The organism is Agrobacterium larrymoorei, from assembly GCF_005145045.1.
In the GTDB taxonomy this organism is placed as follows: Bacteria; Pseudomonadota; Alphaproteobacteria; order Rhizobiales; family Rhizobiaceae; genus Agrobacterium; species Agrobacterium larrymoorei.
In genome coordinates, this window is sequence record NZ_CP039691.1 from 1,014,512 (window position 1) to 1,031,633 (window position 17,122).

Sequence of the window (17,122 nt, forward strand, 5' to 3'; positions counted from 1 at the left end):
GGAGGGGATTGCTCTGAGAGGTGTCGGTTGCGGTATGGGGCGGAATGACACTTTAAGAGCCTTTTGAAAACTCGGATGGGTCGATCCGGCGTTACCTTTGCGTCCTGCTGCAACTCTACCTCTCCGCTATTGCCCTAATTGAACTCTTTTGAAACTGGAGCTGGATAGCTCTGATTGGGATTGGGTGATTGTTGTCCGAAGTAGGTATTAGTTCATTGGAATGGCGGTATTGCGAAAAAGAATTTTCCGAGGTGTCGATGCGTTGCATCGTTCAACGCGGCCATCCAGCGAGTGCCTGCTGCACGACCGCGCGAAGTGCATCGCTATCCGCCCCTGCCTTTGCCTGCACGGCAATGCCGTGCGCAATGGTTAGGACAAATGTGGCGAGGCCATCAGGGTCGACTGTTACTGGCAGGTCGCCTTCGGATTTTGCGCGTTCGAAGCGCTCGCGAAAATGCCTCTGTCCTGCAGCACGAAAATCGATCAACGCTTGCCGGACGGGTTCTGCATCGTCCGATCCGGCCAGGACGCCATTGACGCCAAGGCAGCCAGTGTGCCCGGCGTAGCGGGTGTTGAGATTGACCGTTTCATACAGGAAATGAGCTACCGCTTCGCGGGCAGTGGGCAGGCCAAGCGCGACCGGGATGAAATCCATATATCGTTCCGAATACCGCGTCAGAGCCTTTCGGAACATGCTTTCCTTGTTGCCGAAGGCTGAATAGAGCGCTGGACGCTCCACGCCCGCAGCGTCGACGAGGTCCGAATACGACGCGCCCTCATAACCCTTGCGCCAGAAAACGCAGAGCACCTCGTCCAGCGCTTTGTCGATATCGAATTGCCGATGACGACCCACGAACTGCCTCCTTTTCGAATTGTAACGAGCCTTATTAAATCACTTGACAGGACCGGGCTACAATTAATAACGGTTGTTATCGTAATGATCATTATTAATTGGGTCTGATCCTCGTTGGTGAGGTCGCCCAGATGAGGGGTTTTTCATGGCAAAATTGCTGACGGGAAAAGTGGCGCTTGTTACAGGAGGATCACGCGGATTGGGGGCGGCGACTGCCGAGGCGTTGGCAGACCATGGCGCAGATGTCGCCATCAGCTATGTCGCATCTTCGGATAAGGCGAAAGCAGTCGTTGATCGACTTCACGCCAAGGGTGTGAAGGCAATCGCGATCAGGTGCGATCAGGCCGATATGACCGCGGCACAGCCGATGATCGATGAGGTCATCGGACATTTCGGAAAGCTGGATATTCTCGTCAACAACGCGGCGGTGGTTGCCAAGGGGCAGAAGGTTGACGATCCGCAGCTGGACACGGTCGCGCTGGATCGACAGTGGCAGATCAACGTCATGGGCGCTGTCGCGACCACCCGAGCCGCAGCGCGACAGATTTCTGATGGCGGGCGGATCATCTTCATCGGCTCGATCAATGGCGATGTGGCGCTCATTCCCGGTGTGGCCGACTATTCGGGAACCAAGTCGGCGATCAATGGCTATGCCAGAGGCGTCGCTCGTGACCTCGGTTCGCGCAACATTACTGTGAATGTCATCCAACCCGGCGCGATGCCGACCGATATGATGGTTGAAGCGCTAGGAAGCACGACTGCACCCGACGCCTTCCTTGATATGCATGCGATCCGGCGAATTGCGACGCTGGAGGAAGTGTCCGAGATGGTTTGCTTTCTTGCCGGTCCGCGTGCGGGGTACATTACCGGCAGTATGATCGACATGGCGGGCGGACTTTCGAGCTGACGCAAGGGTGATACTGCACCAGCCCAGAGCCTAAGAGCGCTCTGGGCAAAATCCACTTCACCCAATGGGACGCCAGACAGGAAAGAGAAATGCGCCGGGCAGGGCGGTGTTGGAAGATACGATGCTCTAGCTATCCAACACTGGACTGCCCAGCCTGAATTACGTATTGAAACGGAAATGAATGACGTCGCCGTCGTTCACAACATATTCCTTGCCTTCGTCGCGGCCCTTGCCGGCTTCCTTGGCGCCGACTTCGCCCTTGAAGGCGACGTAGTCGTCATAGCCGATGGTGAAGGCGCGGATGAAGCCGCGTTCGAAATCCGTGTGGATGACGCCAGCGGCCTGCGGGGCCTTGGTGCCGCGCACGATGGTCCAGGCGCGGGTTTCCTTTGGGCCGACGGTGAAATAGGTGATCAGGTCGAGCAGGTGGTAACCGGCGCGGATGAGGCGGTCGAGACCGGCTTCTTCCAGACCGAGGGCCGAGAGGAATTCCTTCGATTCTTCTTCAGGAAGCTGCGCGACTTCGGATTCGATGGCGGCGGAGATGATGACGCATTCCGCGCCCTGCGCCTTCGCCATTTCGGCCACGGCCTTGGTGTGCTCGTTGCCATCGACAGCATCGGCTTCGGCCACGTTGCACACGTAAAGTACAGGATGCGAGGTCAGGAGGTTGAGGCCCTTGAGGACTCCGATCTCGTCTGCCGCAAGCGTCTTCAGGAGCAGGCGGGCAGGCTTGCCTTCGTTCAGCAGCTTGATGACCGCTTCCATGACGGGAAGCTGGGCCAGCGATTCCTTGTCCTTGGAGGTGGCGCGCTTGCGGGTCTGCTCGACGCGGCGCTCGAGGCTCTCGAGGTCGGCAAGCATCAGCTCGGTCTCGATGGTATCTGCATCGCCAACCGGGTTGATGCGGCCTTCGACGTGGGTGATGTCGTCATCTTCGAAACAGCGCAGGACGTGCACCACGGCATCGACTTCGCGGATGTTGGCGAGGAACTTGTTGCCCAGACCTTCACCCTTCGATGCGCCGCGCACGAGACCGGCAATATCCACGAAGGAAATGCGTGTCGGGATGATTTCCTTGGAACCGGCAATATCGGCCAGCACCTTCATGCGCGGGTCCGGCACGGCCACTTCGCCGGTGTTCGGCTCAATGGTGCAGAAGGGATAGTTTGCTGCCTGAGCCGCCGCCGTTTTCGTCAGCGCGTTGAAAAGGGTGGACTTGCCGACATTCGGCAGGCCAACGATACCGCATTTGAAGCCCATGGCTTGAACCTGTCTCTATCTCTTGGAATTCTGTTGCCAGCCTTTTGCGGAATGCACCGGGCAAGGTCAAGTCTTGTCGGCGCAAACCACGCCGATTCCGCCCGAAACTAACGTCAAACAGGTGTTTGGCCAAAGCCGAACCAGGCGGAAATCAGCGCCCAGCCGCCATAGACGATGCCGATGCTGAAAAGCACCGAAAGAATTGCCAGCACCAGGCCGCCGAGAAGGGCGAGATCATCTCGCTGTGCAAGCGCCAGGGCAATGATCAGAATTGTGATGCCCGGCAGCGTGTTGCCGAAGGGAATGGGCAGGGCAATGAGAACTGCCATCAGAAAGATAACGATGCCGATGAAGGCAGGCCCGGCAAAGCGAGCGAGCACATGGCCACGCGGTTTCAGCAGTTTTTCCAGCTTCTCCAGACGCGGCGCGGCCTTGTTTGCAGTCAGTTCGATAATCGAACGGGAGACCGAAAGGCGACCAATGAAACCGGGGAGCACCAGCTTTCTTGCGCGGAAAATGATCTGAAGCGAGAGGATCGCCAGCGCCGTTCCGAAGATCATGCCTGCCGGGATACCGGGTGTGGGGATGATGGCGGGGATGGCGAAGACCAGCAGGACGAAGGCGATGGCCTTGTCACCGAGTTGATCTAGCAGATTGTCTAGCGAGACGCGTTCGGGAAGGCCAAGAGGAAGATTCTTCAAGGCCACAGCCATGCTATGATGTCGCGTCTTGTCATCCATCATATTGCATTACCCCAAAGTGTGCAGAATTAAGGGAGATCGAAGTGTTCATGGCGAAGAAGTGGTGACCGCCAGCTTTGTTTCAAGATCGGTCTGCAGCGGGGGAAATGCCCTACTTAGAACGGCATTAGCGTCGCGAGAGGGATATTTGCCCTATTGAGTTGGGCCGTCAGGTTTTCCTGCTGGCGTTCGGTGAAGGCGCGTTTCGGCAATGGTAAAAACAGATGAGGACCGAAGAAGAGCGTAAAAATTAGGTCGTCCTGCGTCCACATTCTAAATTTTGGCCATTCGTAACGCTGAAAGCCTGTGTCATTGAGTATAGACAAGGTGTCTTCGTTCCAGGTAACTGCGAGATTGGCATTGTGGAAAGGTGAAATTCTCAAATTCTTCTTGGTGTTGTAGATTGCCAGCTTTCTAAGGAAAAAAGAACCAATCCGATAGCTAGAATAACAGCGCTATTGAACTGGATATAATCAGCCACATGAGGTGAATCTGGTGTGAAAACCTTCAGGTTGACGAATAGAAGGATCATGAGCGCCAGGACAGCGACGCCGATGTAAGCCTTCTTGTTTTGCCTCAAATAATGTTCGTATCCGCGGGCAAATTCTTCTTCGGTCAGCTGATATTTGATCTGCTCAACAGGGATTTCTAACAACGCGTCTGTTTCGGTCATGCCAAACTCCTGAATGAACTTTATAACAATCTAAACACAAAGCGTGCCTTAGTCCGTCTTCCCAAACATCTTCTTCAGCATTTCGGCCATGGGCCCGGTCTCCGGCAGCTTCTTCGGTTGTGCGCTGTTGCGGGCCTGATGGATGTGGGATTGGGCGGCGGGTTTGGCAGTTTTCGCGGGTTTCTCCGCTTCGGGCTTGGCACCGGTCGGGAGCGCCAGCTTGTTCATCAGTTGGGAATCTTCACCCTTCACCAGCATAGAGGCATTGTCGGCGATGGCGTCGATAAGAGGTTCCAGCCAGACCTTGTCGGACTTGGCGAAATCACCAAGGACATGTCCGTGCACGCGCTCCTTGTCTCCCGGGTGGCCGATGCCGAGGCGCAGGCGGCGGTATTCCTTGCCGCAGTGGGCGTCGAGTGATTTCAGGCCGTTATGGCCGCCATGGCCGCCGCCGATCTTGATACGGGCGCGGCCTGCGGGCAGGTCCAGTTCGTCGTGAATGGCGATGATGTCGCCGGGCTTCAGCTTGTAGAAACGCATGGCTTCGCCGACGGATTCGCCGGAGAGGTTCATGAAGGTCAAAGGCTTCATCAGCAGAACTTTCTCGCCGGCAATCTCGCCCTCGGAAATCTCTGCCTTGAATTTTTTGGACCACGGCGCAAACGAGGGCAGGCGTTGCAGGGCATCGACCACCATGAAGCCGATATTGTGCCTGTTTCCGGCATATTGACTGCCGGGATTGCCAAGGCCTGCAATGATGATCATGGACGTATTCCGCTTTCCGCAAATTCTCGTTGCTCTTCACCAACGCGAAACGGGGCGGGTGTCAACTTTTTTGTAGCAGAACGGACACTCACTCGTGGATGATGAGGCCGTATTTCTGGTAGATGCGCTTTTGCGTGCCATCGGCAATCAGCCCATCCAGCGCTTTCTGCATTTTCTCGATCAGCTCGTCAGGCACGCTTTTGTGGCAGGCCATGCCAAGACTTTGGTGGCTGAAGGTGATCACTTCCGCGAATATGCCATTCGGCAGATTTTTAAGGGCACTCTCGGACATGGGCATCAGGTCGATGCGACCGGCAGCAAGCTTGGAAAGCGTGTTGTTGAAATCCGCGCTGATATCGATGCGCGGGAAATTCAGGGCATGGAGCAGGGCCTCCGTATAGTCGTTCCGCTGCGTGCCGACCGTGTATGCCTTGGCGTCATCCAGCGACGTGATGCCGAAATGGGAATCCTTGCGAGCGACCAGCACGTTGCGGTCGGTGTGGATAGGCGACACCCATTTGAAGCGGTTTTCGCGCTCCGGCGTGCGCGCGGCGGCAAAGACGCAATGCATCGGCTCGTTTTCGGCAAGCGCTATGGCGCGTGCCCATGGCATGACGGTCGCTTCATAGGAAATATTTGTGCGCTCGAAGACGATCTTCAACTGGTCCATATAGACGCCGGTTGGATTGCCATCGGCATCGCGCAGATTATAGGGCGGGTAATATTCCGTTGAAAGAATAAGCTTTTCCGCGCTGGCGGGTGCCGACGCGAAAAGCAGTGCTGCACAAAAAAACCATCGCCACATTCCGCTCCCCCAAGCTTATGTTCCGACTTTTTCCATTCTCTCGTCTTCGACCGGCATGATGTAATTTGCCATCAGAGTGCGGATCGGCTGCGGTCTGGCGAAAAGATATCCTTGGCCGCAATCCACGCCGATGTCTCGCAACATGGCCTTCTGCTGTTCCGTTTCGATGCCTTCTGCAATGACGATGCAGTTCATCTTGTGTGAAATCGCGCTGATGCCTTCCACGAGCATGCGGCTGCGGGTGCTGACATCCGATACGTCATCGCTGATGGAGCGGGTAAAGGACTGGTCGATCTTGACGATATCCACCGGGAAGCGGTTGAGATAGCTCAGCGACGAATAGCCGGTGCCGAAATCATCCAGCGCTATGCGGCAGCCCAGCTGGCGTATGGCGTTCAGCACGGCCCGGATTTGCGGGTCGTCATGCATCAGAACGGCTTCGGTAATCTCTACGATCAGGCGATGCGGGATGATGCCATGGCGGTAAAGCAGCCCGGCGATGCGGGTCGGCAGGCCCGGTTCGAATTGCTGCGCCGAGAAATTGACCGCGACATAGGCCTTTTCCAGTCCGGGCAATTTCGAGACTTCGGCAAGGTTGTGCAGCGAATGCTCGAGAATGACATTGCCGATGCGCGCGATGCTGCCATTTTCTTCGGCAACGCCGATGATGGGGCCGGGTGGCAGGATGCCTTTACGGGGATGGTTGAGCCGCATCAGCGCTTCGAAACCACGGGTCACGCCGCTGTCCAGTTCCTGAATTGGCTGGAAATGCGCCTCGAACCAGTCGCCTTCGATGGCCTGTTCGATATCCTGCTCGATCTCGGCACGCTCCCGCGCCTCGTTCATGATGGCGGGATCGAAGACCTGCGCGCCGTTCTTGCCCGCGCGCTTTCTGGTGTACATGGCCAGATCGGAATTCTGCAGCAATTCGGAAGCGCTGCCTGCATGTTCGGGATAGATGGCGAGGCCGATACTGGCGCTGAGGCGCACGCTTTGCGAGGCGACGAGGAAGGGCTCTTCGAACATGGCGCTGATCTGATCGCAGAGCGCAAGCGCGCGCTCCTGCACGTCGGGCCCGGCCAGCAGAAGCGCAAACTCATCGCCGCCGAGGCGCGAGGCGCTATCCATGGGGGTCAGCATGCGGTTGAGGCGAACGACGAATTCCTTGAGAACGGCATCGCCTGCGGCGTGGCCGAGATTATCGTTGATGCCCTTGAAGCGGTCGAGATCGATGAAAAGGCAGGCAAGCTCGGTCTGGCTCGCATCCGCTTCCATGATCTGCTGATCGAGCATGGATTCAAAGCCCTGACGGTTGAGGAGCCCGGTCAGATGATCGGAAATGGCCTGAAGGCGGTTACGCTTTTCGGAGCGGCGAAGCTCGGTCACGTCCGTCATGATGCTGAGGACTTCGGAGCCGTCTTTTTCGTCTGCGGAGTTCAGCGCCTTTTCGGAAATCAGCACATCCATCAACCGTCCATCGGCGCAGATGAAGCGGACTGTCAGATCGGCGTCTGTGGATTTGCCATCCATTGCTGCGTGATGCTTGCGGCGCTGACGGAAGCTTTCGCGGTCCTTCGCGTGCAGCAGATCTTCGAAGTTGCGGGCCAGCGCATCCCGGCGGCTATAGCCCGTGGCCTCGACCCAGTAATCGCTGACCGCGGCGATGCGATCCCGCACATCGAGCGAGAACAGCATGGCCGGGGTGCGATTGTAAATCTCGGTGGTGCGGCGATGCGCGCGCTTGATCTCGTGCTCCTCACGCTCCAGCTGGATCTGCATTTCGTTGAAGCTTCGCGCGAGACGGCCCATTTCGTCGCTGGAACGCCAGTCTACATGGTGGCGTGAGCCGAGCCGCCGAGTTGCCTCGATGGCGGCAGTGAGGCGGAGAAGCGGCTTCATGATCATCAGGCGGTTGCCGATGATGGCCGAGAGGAAGATCGTCAGGATCGACAGGACGAAAATGGAGAGGAACGACAGTTCGATGCGGCTGAGAGAGGAGAACAGCCCGACATTCCGGAAGAAGATGGTGATCGTGCCGACCTTGGTCTCGCCGTCCAGATTCTTGTAGAGAATATCGCGGGTCAGGAAGGACGTATCGTCCGGCTGGCCGGTGCCGGTGGTCTGCGTCACGTCCAGCTGGCCAAAACTGTCCTTCACCTTGACCATGTAGATGGCTGGATCGGCAACCAGCGTGCCGGTGATCTGGTTGATTGTCTCGTCATCGAGGTCCCACAAAGGACGGCCCAGAGCTTGCGCGTTGGCGATGATGAGGATTTCCAGTCTGTCGCGCTGGCTTGAGATGGATTCGTTATAGGAAAGCGTCAGCAGGATGGTGAAAAGCGGAGCGACAACGGCCAGGAGGACGCCGGAAACGATCGCTATGAAACGCCTTTCTACGGAATGAGTCATATGCCTCTGCTACCGCCCCTGTCGCTCAAGTTCCCCGATCCATGCGGGTAATGCCCGAATGAACTGCTTCTGTTTCTAAAAAACTGGAAGGAGCTTGAGAGACTTCCCCCTATTCAGCAATTGGTTTTAGAGCCAAAGGTTTGAAGTATCGTTTCGGAGAATGCTTAATCAGCTTTAAAAACTGTCGCTTAAGTTGCATCTAAGGTAGCCGGCTCAAGGCACAAAAAAAGCCCCGCTTCTTGCGATGCGAGGCTTTTTCAAACAGTGGGAGAAATTACTCCGACTTGTCGGCTTCCGGTGCTTCTTCAGCGGCAGGAGCTTCGTCTTCAACAACTGCAACAACCGGCGGAACGATGGTTGCAACGGTGAAGTCGCGGTCGGTGATGGTCGGAACAACGTTCTTCGGCAGCTTGATCTGCGAAATGTGAATGCTGTCGCCAACCTTCAGGCCGTCGAGATCAACGGTGATCGCGTCGGGAATTTCGTTTGCAGGAACGTGAGCTTCGATCGTGTGACGAACGATGTTCAGAACGCCGCCCTTCTTGATCTCGGACTTGTCGTCGTTGATGAAGTGAACCGGGATTTCAACGGTAACCGTGGAGTTGCCGGAAACGCGCAGGAAGTCCACGTGCATCGTGAAGTCACGAACCGGGTCCAGCTGGTAGTCCTTCGGCAGAACCTTGTACTTCTTGCCGTCGACGTCGATCGTTGCGATCGTCGTCATGAAGCCGCCGCCGTGGATGCGCTTGGTGATTTCGTTGGTCGAAATCGCGATAGAAATCGGGGCCTGCTTGTCACCATAGATGACAGCGGGAATCAAACCGTTGCGGCGAAGTTCACGAGAGGACCCCTTACCAACTCGTTCGCGCGCCTCGGCCTTGAGCTCATAAGTTTCTTTGCTCATGGCATTTCCTTTTCGAGGTTATATGGAGAGTTCAAACCGGCTTGCCGGACAGGAACTGGAGCGGCTTGAAAAAAGCCTACTCGACCGCGTTGCCTCCAAGGGTGTCTACACGGATGCGCGCGCTATAAGGCAAACAGGGCGCAAACGCAAGGGCAGCGGCGTTTTTACCGCCCGTTTCGCAATTTCTCTGACTGGTCGCGGTGCTTAAGGTGAGTGTGTCGCTCTTCTCAGAGATATACTTCCATACCTCACGTATAGGTCAGCATAAATATGATGATTTCAAGTTCATCGACCTTATTCATCGTCTTGTTATGTCTGGCTTAAGCTATTTTTATCCATTTCGATAAACCCGATGAAAAGAGAGCTTGGTTATAGTCGAAAATCATTATCAAGCAGGGTAGTGCAATGGCGACATTCTGGAACTGTCTGGTTGTGCAACATGACATTCGTTATGTTCTTGCAGCCTTGGTTCTATGCGCCATGGGATGTTTTCTGACCATCCACCTTTTTGCCCGCGCGCGCCAGGCCGGGCTGTTGCAGAGGCTGCACTGGCTGTTTCTCGCCGCTGTCATCAGCGGCGCTACCATGTGGTCCACCCATTTCTTTTTCATGCTGGGATATTATGTCGAGGGCGTCGTGGGGTTCGATCCCTATCTGACGGCTTTCGCCTTCGTGGTGGCGGTTTGTTCCTCGCTTGCGGGCTTTGCCATTGCCACCTATGGCGGGCGAGGCCTTCTGGTGGAAGCAGGTGGCACGGTGCTGGGCATGGGGATTGCGGCGACGCATTATCTCGGCATGGCCGCCTATTTCGTGCAGGGCAGGCTGGTCTGGAGTCATGGCTGGGTGGCCGTTTCCATCGGCATGTCGCTTCTTCTCGGCCTGTTTGCCCTCAACCGGGTGGTTCGACCCGTCAACGGCTTTTGCCGCCACAGTGGCGCGATCCTGATGTTTCTTGCGATCATCGTCGGCCATTATATCGGCATGGCAGCCATGTCGCTGGAATTCGATCCGACGGCCCGGATAGAGGACAGTTTCGTATCGCCTGCGGTAACGGCCACGGGTGCGATCATCATCATCCTTGCGCTGATGTCTTCCGGCTTTGCGACTTACAGGATCGATCTTCAATCGACCGAACAGGCCTTGCAGCGTTATCGCCACCTTTCCCTGCATGATCCGCTGACCGGCATCCCGAACCGCGTGGGCTTCAAGGAACATCTCAATGTCGTGCTGGAGCGCGAAGCGAAGACCGCAGCCGGTGTTGCGCTGCTGTCCTTCGATCTGGACCGCTTCAAGGAAATCAACGACGTTTATGGCCATGCTGCGGGAGATGCCGTGCTGCGCGCAATCACGCAGAGGGCGTCTGCGGTTCTGGGCCCGCGCGAGTTTCTGGCGCGGATCGGCGGTGATGAATTCGTCGGGCTGACGGAAAGCTACTATTCCCGCAGCGATGCGGTGGAATTTGCCCGGCGCTTGCAAAAGGAAATCACCAAGCCAATCGAGTGGCAGGAACAGATTCTTTCGGTCGGTGTCAGCTTCGGTATTTCGGTGTTTTCTTCCGAGGTGCGCGGTGTCGATGCGCTGATGACCCGGGCGGATGTGGCCATGTACCGCGCCAAAAGCGGTGTTTCCGGCACGATCTGTTTCTATGACAAGCGGATGGATGAGGCGGTTCTGGAGTGGAACGCGCTGGCAACGGCCATGCGCGCGGGGTTGGGCCGGGGTGAGTTCGAGCTTTACTACCAGCAGCAGAACGACACGGCATCCGGTCACATCGTGAGCTTCGAAGTTTTACTGCGCTGGCGCCACCCGGAAAGAGGTCTGGTTTCGCCAGCCGAGTTCATTCCCATTGCCGAAAAGAGCGGCTTCATCGTTCCGCTTGGCGAATGGGTGCTGGCGGAGGCGTGCCGACAGGCGACGGGTTGGAAAAATCCCTTCGGGATTGCCGTCAACGTCGCGCCGCAGCAACTGGCGGACAGGGCCTTCACCACCAAGCTGGAGACGATCCTGCGCGAAACCGGACTGGACCCGCGTCGGCTTGAACTGGAAATAACCGAGAGCAGCATCATTTCGGACCATGAATATGCGCTCGCGACGATCCGCCGGTTGAAGGCTTTGGGGTTGAAGATTGCCATGGACGATTATGGCAAGGGGCACTCTTCGCTCTCCACGTTGCAAAGCTTTCCGTTCGACAAGATCAAGCTCGACCGATCTTTCGTGGAAGGCCTGCCGGACAGCATTCAGTCTGATGCCATCGTGCGCTCCACGCTTATTCTGGCCAATAGTTTGAACATCGTGGTGCTGGCAGAAGGCGTGGAAACGGAAGGGCAGCTGGCATTTCTGCGGCGCGAGGGCTGTCATTTCGTACAGGGCTTCTATTTCGGGAAGCCGGGACCGCTGGAAACCATTGCCTCTATCGTGGACAGCGCGGCGGATCCGTTCAGGGCTGCAAGCTGACACACGCATTTTTTCATTGAAAGATGAACGGGCAGGGCGCACCATTGCGGAAAAATGCTTTGGGAGGAGCCGATGACAGCCGACGCAGCCCATGCGAGCCACGTCTATGAAAGCGCGAACCGTTCATCTGCGGCGGCCAGTTCGCCGATAGTCGCTTCCTGGCGGCGATGCATGACGATGCACCATCTGGCGCCGGAGGAGAACCGGAAGCCGATCTTTCTGTCCGAGGCGGAGTTTCTGAAAGCCCGCGACGATGCGCATGATCTGCTTGCCGAAAGCGCAGACGAACTGGACCGCATCTTTTCTGCCGTTGGGAAGGCCGGGTGTTGTCTGCTGCTGACGGATTCCAAGGGTGTGGCTCTGGACCGGCGCGGTGCGGCGGGTGACGATGATGATTTTCGCCGTGCCGGGCTGTGGTCCGGTGCGTTGTGGAGCGAAGCGAGCGTCGGCACGAATGGCATCGGCACGGCGCTGGCGGATGAGCGTTCGGTGGTGGTTTATCGAGACCAGCATTTCTTTTCGTCCAACATCAACCTGTCCTGCACCACGGCGCCGATCCGCGATCATCGCGGGCAGGTGACCGGCGCGCTCGATATTTCCACCTGCCGCGAGGATATCAACGAGCTGACCTTTTCCATGGTGACGCAGGCGGTGCGCGATGCGGCGCAGCGTATCGAGGGCAATCTGTTTCGCCGGGCCTTTCCCGGTGCGCGCATCCTTATGGTGCCTTCGGCCAACGCTGCCATGCTGTCGCTTCTGGCAATCGATCAGGACGATATCATTCTTGGAGCCACGCGCGCGGCGCGGCTGGCGCTGCGGCTGGATGATGCGCGGATTGCGCAGGGTGTACCCGCCTCCGATGCCTTGAAGGAAGAGCGGCATGACAAGGGCTCGGATCTGGCCGAAGCCGAGAGGGCTGCACTTCGCCGGGTGTTGAGCCGTGCCAATGGCAACATCACCCAGGCGGCAACGCTGCTTGGCATCAGCCGGGCGACGCTTCACCGCAAGATGAAAAAGCTGGCGGTGCACTGAGACCCCTGCGAATAACGGGGTCTCTGTCGCAGATGTGAAACAATGTGCACTGCGGAATGCGGGCGCCACCCTTTGATTTGCCCGAATGTAGGCACAACCTCTCTGCACGCGATCAACCCTTGATCGTCGTTCATCAGGGAGGATGAATCATGAATATTCAAGTCCAGCAGAAGGCCGGAGAAACGCCGTTCAAGCTGAAATACGGCAACTATATCGGCGGTCAATGGGTGGAGCCGAAGTCCGGTCGTTACATGGATAACCTTTCGCCGGTGACGGGACAGAAGATTTGCGAAGTGCCGCGTTCCGATGCAAACGACATCGAAGCCGCGCTCGACGCCGCCCACAAGGCACGCGCTGCCTGGGGCCGCACCAGCGTTGCCGAACGCTCCAACATTCTCCTGAAGATCGCGCAGCGGATCGAGGATAATCTGGATGTCATTGCCCGCGCCGAGACCTGGGACAATGGCAAGCCGCTGCGTGAAACCACCAATGCGGATATTCCGCTCGCCATCGATCACTTCCGCTATTTCGCGGGTTGCGTGCGCGCGCAGGAAGGCTCCATCGGGCAGATCGACAATGATACGGTTGCCTATCATTTCCACGAGCCGCTTGGCGTCGTCGGCCAGATCATTCCGTGGAACTTCCCGATTCTGATGGCCGCGTGGAAGCTTGCACCGGCGCTTGCTGCCGGTAACTGCGTGGTGCTGAAGCCCGCGGAACAGACGCCTGCCTCCATTCTGCTGGTGATGGAACTGATCGAGGATCTGCTGCCTGCGGGCGTCATCAATATCGTCAATGGTCTGGGCACCGAAGCAGGCAAGCCGCTGGCGCAGAGCAACCGCATCGCCAAGATCGCCTTTACCGGCTCGACCTCCGTCGGCAAGGAAATCATGCGCTATGCGGCGGATAACGTTACCAACATCACGCTGGAGCTTGGCGGCAAATCGCCGAACATCTTCTTTGCCGATGTGATGAATGAAGACGATGCATTTCTGGACAAGGCGCTGGAAGGCTTTGCGATGTTCGCGTTGAACCAGGGCGAAGTCTGCACATGCCCATCGCGCGCGCTGGTGCATGAATCCATTTATGACCGCTTCATGGAAAAGGCGCTGAAGCGCGTGCAGGCCATCAGCCAGGACGATCCTCTGAACAATGCCACCATGATCGGCGCGCAGGCTTCTCAGGAGCAGTTCGACAAGATCATGAGCTATCTGGAAATCGGCAAAAAGGAGGGCGCCAAGGTGCTGACCGGTGGCGACAGGAAGTCGCTCTCCGGCAACCTGAAGGACGGCTACTACATTCAGCCGACCGTTTTCGAAGGCAACAACAAGATGCGGGTCTTCCAGGAGGAAATCTTCGGCCCGGTCGTTTCCGTTACCACCTTCAAGACGGTGGAAGAAGCCATCGAGATTGCCAATGACACGGTCTATGGTCTTGGCGCGGGTGTCTGGAGCCGCGATACGAACCTTGCCTACCGGGCAGGGCGCGGTATCGAAGCCGGTCGTGTCTGGACGAATTGCTACCATGCCTATCCGGCTGGTGCTGCCTTTGGCGGTTACAAGCAATCCGGTATCGGGCGTGAGACGCACAAGATGATGCTGGACCACTACCAGCAGACCAAGAACCTGCTTGTATCCTACAGCCCGAACAAGCTCGGCTTCTTCTGATCCGCATGAGCGGGTCCTCCCCGGAGCCGGTGGCGCGTGCCACCGGCATCTCCCGGAGAACGTCAGCTCTCCGGGAGCCCGGATAATGATTGTTGGAGAAGGCCCGAATTGACGTAATAGTGTCATCAATTTCGCGCATATCGGTTCCGTCATTTTGCGGTAGATCGATATGCGCCGTCACACTTTTATTGCTTGTCTCTTGTCCCTCTCGCCACGCGGATCGATCCGATGACCGACGTGGCGGGGCGGTTTCAGGATGCGAAGCAGGAGCTTTCGCGCGGCGTGGAAAGCACGCAATGGGTCAGGCTCGCGCTGCTATCGATCCTGCTCGTAACAGCATTGCGCATTCTTGGTCTCACTTTCAACAGGACCGATCTCTTTGTCGATGAGGCGCAATATTGGCTTTGGGGCCGAGAGCTTGCTTTCGGGGCTTACTCCAAGCCGCCGCTGATCGGCTGGATCATTCGTTTCACCACATGGATTTCCGGCGGTGAGGGCACTTTTCAGGTTCGCCTTGCCGCGCCGGTCATTCATGCTTTTGCGGCTGCCGCCATGCTCTATCTGGGCCGCATGATCTACGATGCGCGGCTGGGCGCTCTGGCTGCGATGACCTATCTGACGCTGCCCGGCGTTTCGCTTTCCAGCCTGCTGATTTCCACCGACACGCCGATGATGCTGTTCATTCTGCTGTCGCTGATTTTCTGGCGCAAGCTTGCCGGGGCTAAAGCTGCTGGCGCTTCCGGCATTCATTTCGCGATAGTGCTTGGCCTTGCGGTTGGGCTGGGGTTTCTGTCCAAATATGCGATGGCGTTTCTGTTTCCGCTGGTGCCGCTGGCGGCTTATCTGGACCGTGAATGGCGGATCCGGTGGGGCGACGCGATCCTGGCCGGTCTGGTTTCTGCGGCGGTTGTCGCGCCCAATCTTTGGTGGAATTACGCGCATGATTTCGCCACTGCGCGCCACACCGTCTCCATTGCACATTGGGACGGGCTACGGTTCAAAATTGGCTCTGCACTCGAGTTTTTCGGGGCGCAGGCGGGCGTTGTCGGTCCCTTCGTCTTCATCGCCATGCTGGCAGCGCTTTGGCAGCTAAGGACGGAGCGCGCGCGGGCGCTTTCCGCGCTCAGCATACCGCTTATCCTGTTCATGACGGTTCAGGCGCTGATTTCGCGCGCTTTCGCCAACTGGGCGGTGGGCGCTTATGCAGCGGGAATCCTGCTCGCCATTCCATGGATGGCCGCTCGCCCGCACTGGATGCGCGCTTCCCTGATCCTCAATACGGCGGTTGCAATCATTCTGCCGCTTTTGACGATCTTCGGTACGGAGCTGCGCCTGCCGAACGGCGAGCTTGCCCTGAAGCGCTATCTCGGTCGCTCGGCTCTTGTTTCCACGGCAATCAGCGATGCAGAGAGGCTTCATGCGACCGTGCTCGTGGCCTCCGACCGGTCGTTTCTGGCGGAAATGTTCTACCAGTTGAAGTCCGGTCACCGCATTGCGCCGCGGGCATGGAACGAAGGCGCGCAGCCGCCTTCCAGCCATTACGCCCTGCTTTACCCGTTGCGCCCCGGCGAGGAGAAGAACGCGCTCTATCTCTCCCGCATCGGATCGGTGCCGGACTGCTTGAAGGACCAGCAGCCGGTCGCGCGCTGGGTGGCGACTGCGGGCTTCATGGAAGGCAATGAAATTGGTCTCTGGAAAATACCGTCATCCTGCATTGAGAGGGCAGAGAATGGAACTTGATATCGCCCATATGCGGATCACGATCTGGCTGATGATCGCGACGCTTTTCTCCGTCATCGTCTTTGCGGCGTTTCCTTTCATCGACCTCAAGGTTTCCGCGCTGTTTTTCATGGGCGAAGCCGGGAGCTGGGTGGCGGGTGGACCTGTTTTCGAGTTCTGGCGCAATGTCGTGCGCAGAAGCGGGGAAGCCATCGCTGCCATCGCCTTCCTGATTTTCGTCGGCAATCTCGTGCTCGGTCAGCAGCAGAAAACCGGCTGGCGGGTCTGGGCCTATCTGTGGCTCAGCACGCTTTCCTGCGCGGGTGTTTTGGTCAACGGCATTCTCAAATCCAATCTGGGCCGTGCGAGGCCGAATGGCGTTCTCGAATTCGGCGGGCAGCAGCTTTTTACACCGCCATTCCAGTTGAGCGACCAATGTTCCTCGAACTGTTCCTTTTCATCCGGCGAGGTTGCGCTGGTGGCAAGCGTGGTTCTGCCGCTTTGCGTGCTCATCTGGCCGCAGCTTTCGCGCAATGGCCGGATAATTGCTGGCTTTCTGGCAATCGCGGCGGTGGTTGCGACTGCAATGATGCGCATTGCCGCCGGACGGCACTTTCTCAGCGATACGACGATGTCGATGCTGTTTGCCGCCCTGATTTCCGTCTTCCTATACCGCGTCCTTGCCATCGGCAACCACCGGCATGTCTTCACGGCGGCGCCGATCCTCGCAGATTTATCGAACATTCTCGCGCATGCGAGCCGCTATGTGGTGAAGACGTCACGCATTGTCTTGGACAGGACAAGTTGGGCGGCGCTGCGGACAAGGGTTTTGGCGTTGAGGGAATATGCCCGGTTTTCCAGCCAAGGCCGGTCTGGCGCGACGGTGGAGTAGGACAAGTCGGCAAGGATCAGGCACAAAAAAGCGGGCTGA

16 protein-coding genes are annotated in these 17,122 nt (G+C 57.5%); 7 read left to right on the plus strand and 9 right to left on the minus strand.

All coding sequences use genetic code 11. The features are described from left to right. Positions 1–271: 271 nt before the first annotated feature. The gene (locus CFBP5473_RS04775) at positions 272–853 is read right to left on the minus strand and encodes a TetR/AcrR family transcriptional regulator (protein WP_027674245.1); all 582 of its coding nucleotides are present in this window, start codon (positions 851–853) and stop codon (positions 272–274) included. 145 nt (positions 854–998) lie between these two features. Here CFBP5473_RS04775 and CFBP5473_RS04780 point away from each other — a divergent pair, with 145 nt between their 5' ends. After that, on the plus strand, positions 999–1,760 hold the full coding sequence (locus CFBP5473_RS04780) for an SDR family NAD(P)-dependent oxidoreductase (RefSeq protein ID WP_027674246.1): 762 nt from the start codon (positions 999–1,001) through the stop codon (positions 1,758–1,760). Positions 1,761–1,919: 159 nt separating this feature from the next. Here CFBP5473_RS04780 and ychF read toward each other — a convergent pair whose 3' ends face one another. The 8 genes from ychF to CFBP5473_RS04820 form a co-directional block, all read right to left on the minus strand. Beyond that, on the minus strand, positions 1,920–3,023 hold the full coding sequence (gene ychF, locus CFBP5473_RS04785; protein ID WP_027674247.1) for a redox-regulated ATPase YchF: 1,104 nt from the start codon (positions 3,021–3,023) through the stop codon (positions 1,920–1,922). Positions 3,024–3,136: 113 nt separating this feature from the next. Further along, positions 3,137–3,724, minus strand: coding sequence for an exopolysaccharide biosynthesis protein (locus CFBP5473_RS04790; RefSeq protein ID WP_157835790.1), 588 nt, complete (start codon positions 3,722–3,724; stop codon positions 3,137–3,139). A 155-nt stretch (positions 3,725–3,879) separates the two neighbouring features. Then, positions 3,880–4,146: a YcxB family protein gene (locus CFBP5473_RS25690; RefSeq protein WP_413228957.1), complete on the minus strand. Its 267-nt coding sequence runs from the start codon at positions 4,144–4,146 to the stop codon at positions 3,880–3,882. Next, positions 4,143–4,436 carry a hypothetical protein gene (locus CFBP5473_RS04800; protein WP_027674248.1) on the minus strand — a complete coding sequence of 98 codons (294 nt, stop codon included), beginning with the start codon at positions 4,434–4,436 and terminating at the stop codon, positions 4,143–4,145. The genes CFBP5473_RS25690 and CFBP5473_RS04800 overlap by 4 nt, the downstream gene beginning before the upstream one ends. A gap of 48 nt (positions 4,437–4,484) precedes the next feature. After that, positions 4,485–5,201, minus strand: coding sequence for an aminoacyl-tRNA hydrolase (gene pth / locus CFBP5473_RS04805; protein WP_027674249.1), 717 nt, complete (start codon positions 5,199–5,201; stop codon positions 4,485–4,487). Between the two features lie 88 nt (positions 5,202–5,289). Beyond that, positions 5,290–6,006, minus strand: coding sequence for a substrate-binding periplasmic protein (locus CFBP5473_RS04810; RefSeq protein ID WP_037170768.1), 717 nt, complete (start codon positions 6,004–6,006; stop codon positions 5,290–5,292). Positions 6,007–6,021: 15 nt separating this feature from the next. Beyond that, entirely contained in the window at positions 6,022–8,415 is a 2,394-nt protein-coding gene (locus tag CFBP5473_RS04815) for an EAL domain-containing protein (protein WP_051441190.1), read from the minus strand. Positions 8,416–8,689: 274 nt separating this feature from the next. Next, positions 8,690–9,319, minus strand: a complete 630-nt coding sequence (locus CFBP5473_RS04820) for a 50S ribosomal protein L25/general stress protein Ctc (RefSeq protein ID WP_027674251.1) — start codon at positions 9,317–9,319, stop codon at positions 8,690–8,692. Positions 9,320–9,341: 22 nt separating this feature from the next. Between CFBP5473_RS04820 and CFBP5473_RS04825 the strand changes: the two genes are divergently transcribed. The 6 genes from CFBP5473_RS04825 to CFBP5473_RS04850 all read left to right on the plus strand — a co-directional run bounded on the left by CFBP5473_RS04825 (position 9,342) and on the right by CFBP5473_RS04850 (position 17,083). After that, the gene (locus tag CFBP5473_RS04825) at positions 9,342–9,527 is read left to right on the plus strand and encodes a hypothetical protein (RefSeq protein ID WP_136954318.1); all 186 of its coding nucleotides are present in this window, start codon (positions 9,342–9,344) and stop codon (positions 9,525–9,527) included. A gap of 197 nt (positions 9,528–9,724) precedes the next feature. Then, a complete protein-coding gene (locus tag CFBP5473_RS04830; protein ID WP_027674253.1) occupies positions 9,725–11,773 on the plus strand; it encodes a putative bifunctional diguanylate cyclase/phosphodiesterase in 2,049 nt (682 codons plus the stop codon). A 72-nt stretch (positions 11,774–11,845) separates the two neighbouring features. Next, complete coding sequence (locus tag CFBP5473_RS04835; protein ID WP_027674254.1) at positions 11,846–12,805, plus strand: helix-turn-helix domain-containing protein; 960 nt, start codon at positions 11,846–11,848, stop codon at positions 12,803–12,805. 149 nt (positions 12,806–12,954) lie between these two features. Beyond that, positions 12,955–14,472: an aldehyde dehydrogenase gene (gene adh, locus CFBP5473_RS04840; protein WP_027674255.1), complete on the plus strand. Its 1,518-nt coding sequence runs from the start codon at positions 12,955–12,957 to the stop codon at positions 14,470–14,472. 228 nt (positions 14,473–14,700) lie between these two features. Beyond that, on the plus strand, positions 14,701–16,212 hold the full coding sequence (locus tag CFBP5473_RS04845; RefSeq protein WP_027674256.1) for an ArnT family glycosyltransferase: 1,512 nt from the start codon (positions 14,701–14,703) through the stop codon (positions 16,210–16,212). Then, positions 16,202–17,083, plus strand: coding sequence for a phosphatase PAP2 family protein (locus CFBP5473_RS04850; protein ID WP_051441191.1), 882 nt, complete (start codon positions 16,202–16,204; stop codon positions 17,081–17,083). The genes CFBP5473_RS04845 and CFBP5473_RS04850 overlap by 11 nt, the downstream gene beginning before the upstream one ends. Positions 17,084–17,122 lie beyond the last annotated feature (39 nt).

Excerpts from the sequence above, each read along its gene's own strand:
- CFBP5473_RS04780 (WP_027674246.1), top strand. The coding sequence starts at position 999 with ATGGCAAAATTGCTGACGGGAAAAGTGGCGCTTGTTACAGGAGGATCA.
- ychF (WP_027674247.1), bottom strand. The coding sequence starts at position 3,023 with ATGGGCTTCAAATGCGGTATCGTTGGCCTGCCGAATGTCGGCAAGTCC.
- CFBP5473_RS04800 (WP_027674248.1), bottom strand. The coding sequence starts at position 4,436 with ATGACCGAAACAGACGCGTTGTTAGAAATCCCTGTTGAGCAGATCAAA.
- pth (WP_027674249.1), bottom strand. The coding sequence starts at position 5,201 with ATGATCATCATTGCAGGCCTTGGCAATCCCGGCAGTCAATATGCCGGA.
- CFBP5473_RS04810 (WP_037170768.1), bottom strand. The coding sequence starts at position 6,006 with ATGTGGCGATGGTTTTTTTGTGCAGCACTGCTTTTCGCGTCGGCACCC.
- CFBP5473_RS04815 (WP_051441190.1), bottom strand. The coding sequence starts at position 8,415 with ATGACTCATTCCGTAGAAAGGCGTTTCATAGCGATCGTTTCCGGCGTC.
- CFBP5473_RS04820 (WP_027674251.1), bottom strand. The coding sequence starts at position 9,319 with ATGAGCAAAGAAACTTATGAGCTCAAGGCCGAGGCGCGCGAACGAGTT.
- CFBP5473_RS04825 (WP_136954318.1), top strand. The coding sequence starts at position 9,342 with ATGGAGAGTTCAAACCGGCTTGCCGGACAGGAACTGGAGCGGCTTGAA.
- CFBP5473_RS04830 (WP_027674253.1), top strand. The coding sequence starts at position 9,725 with ATGGCGACATTCTGGAACTGTCTGGTTGTGCAACATGACATTCGTTAT.
- CFBP5473_RS04835 (WP_027674254.1), top strand. The coding sequence starts at position 11,846 with ATGACAGCCGACGCAGCCCATGCGAGCCACGTCTATGAAAGCGCGAAC.
- adh (WP_027674255.1), top strand. The coding sequence starts at position 12,955 with ATGAATATTCAAGTCCAGCAGAAGGCCGGAGAAACGCCGTTCAAGCTG.
- CFBP5473_RS04845 (WP_027674256.1), top strand. The coding sequence starts at position 14,701 with ATGACCGACGTGGCGGGGCGGTTTCAGGATGCGAAGCAGGAGCTTTCG.
- CFBP5473_RS04850 (WP_051441191.1), top strand. The coding sequence starts at position 16,202 with ATGGAACTTGATATCGCCCATATGCGGATCACGATCTGGCTGATGATC.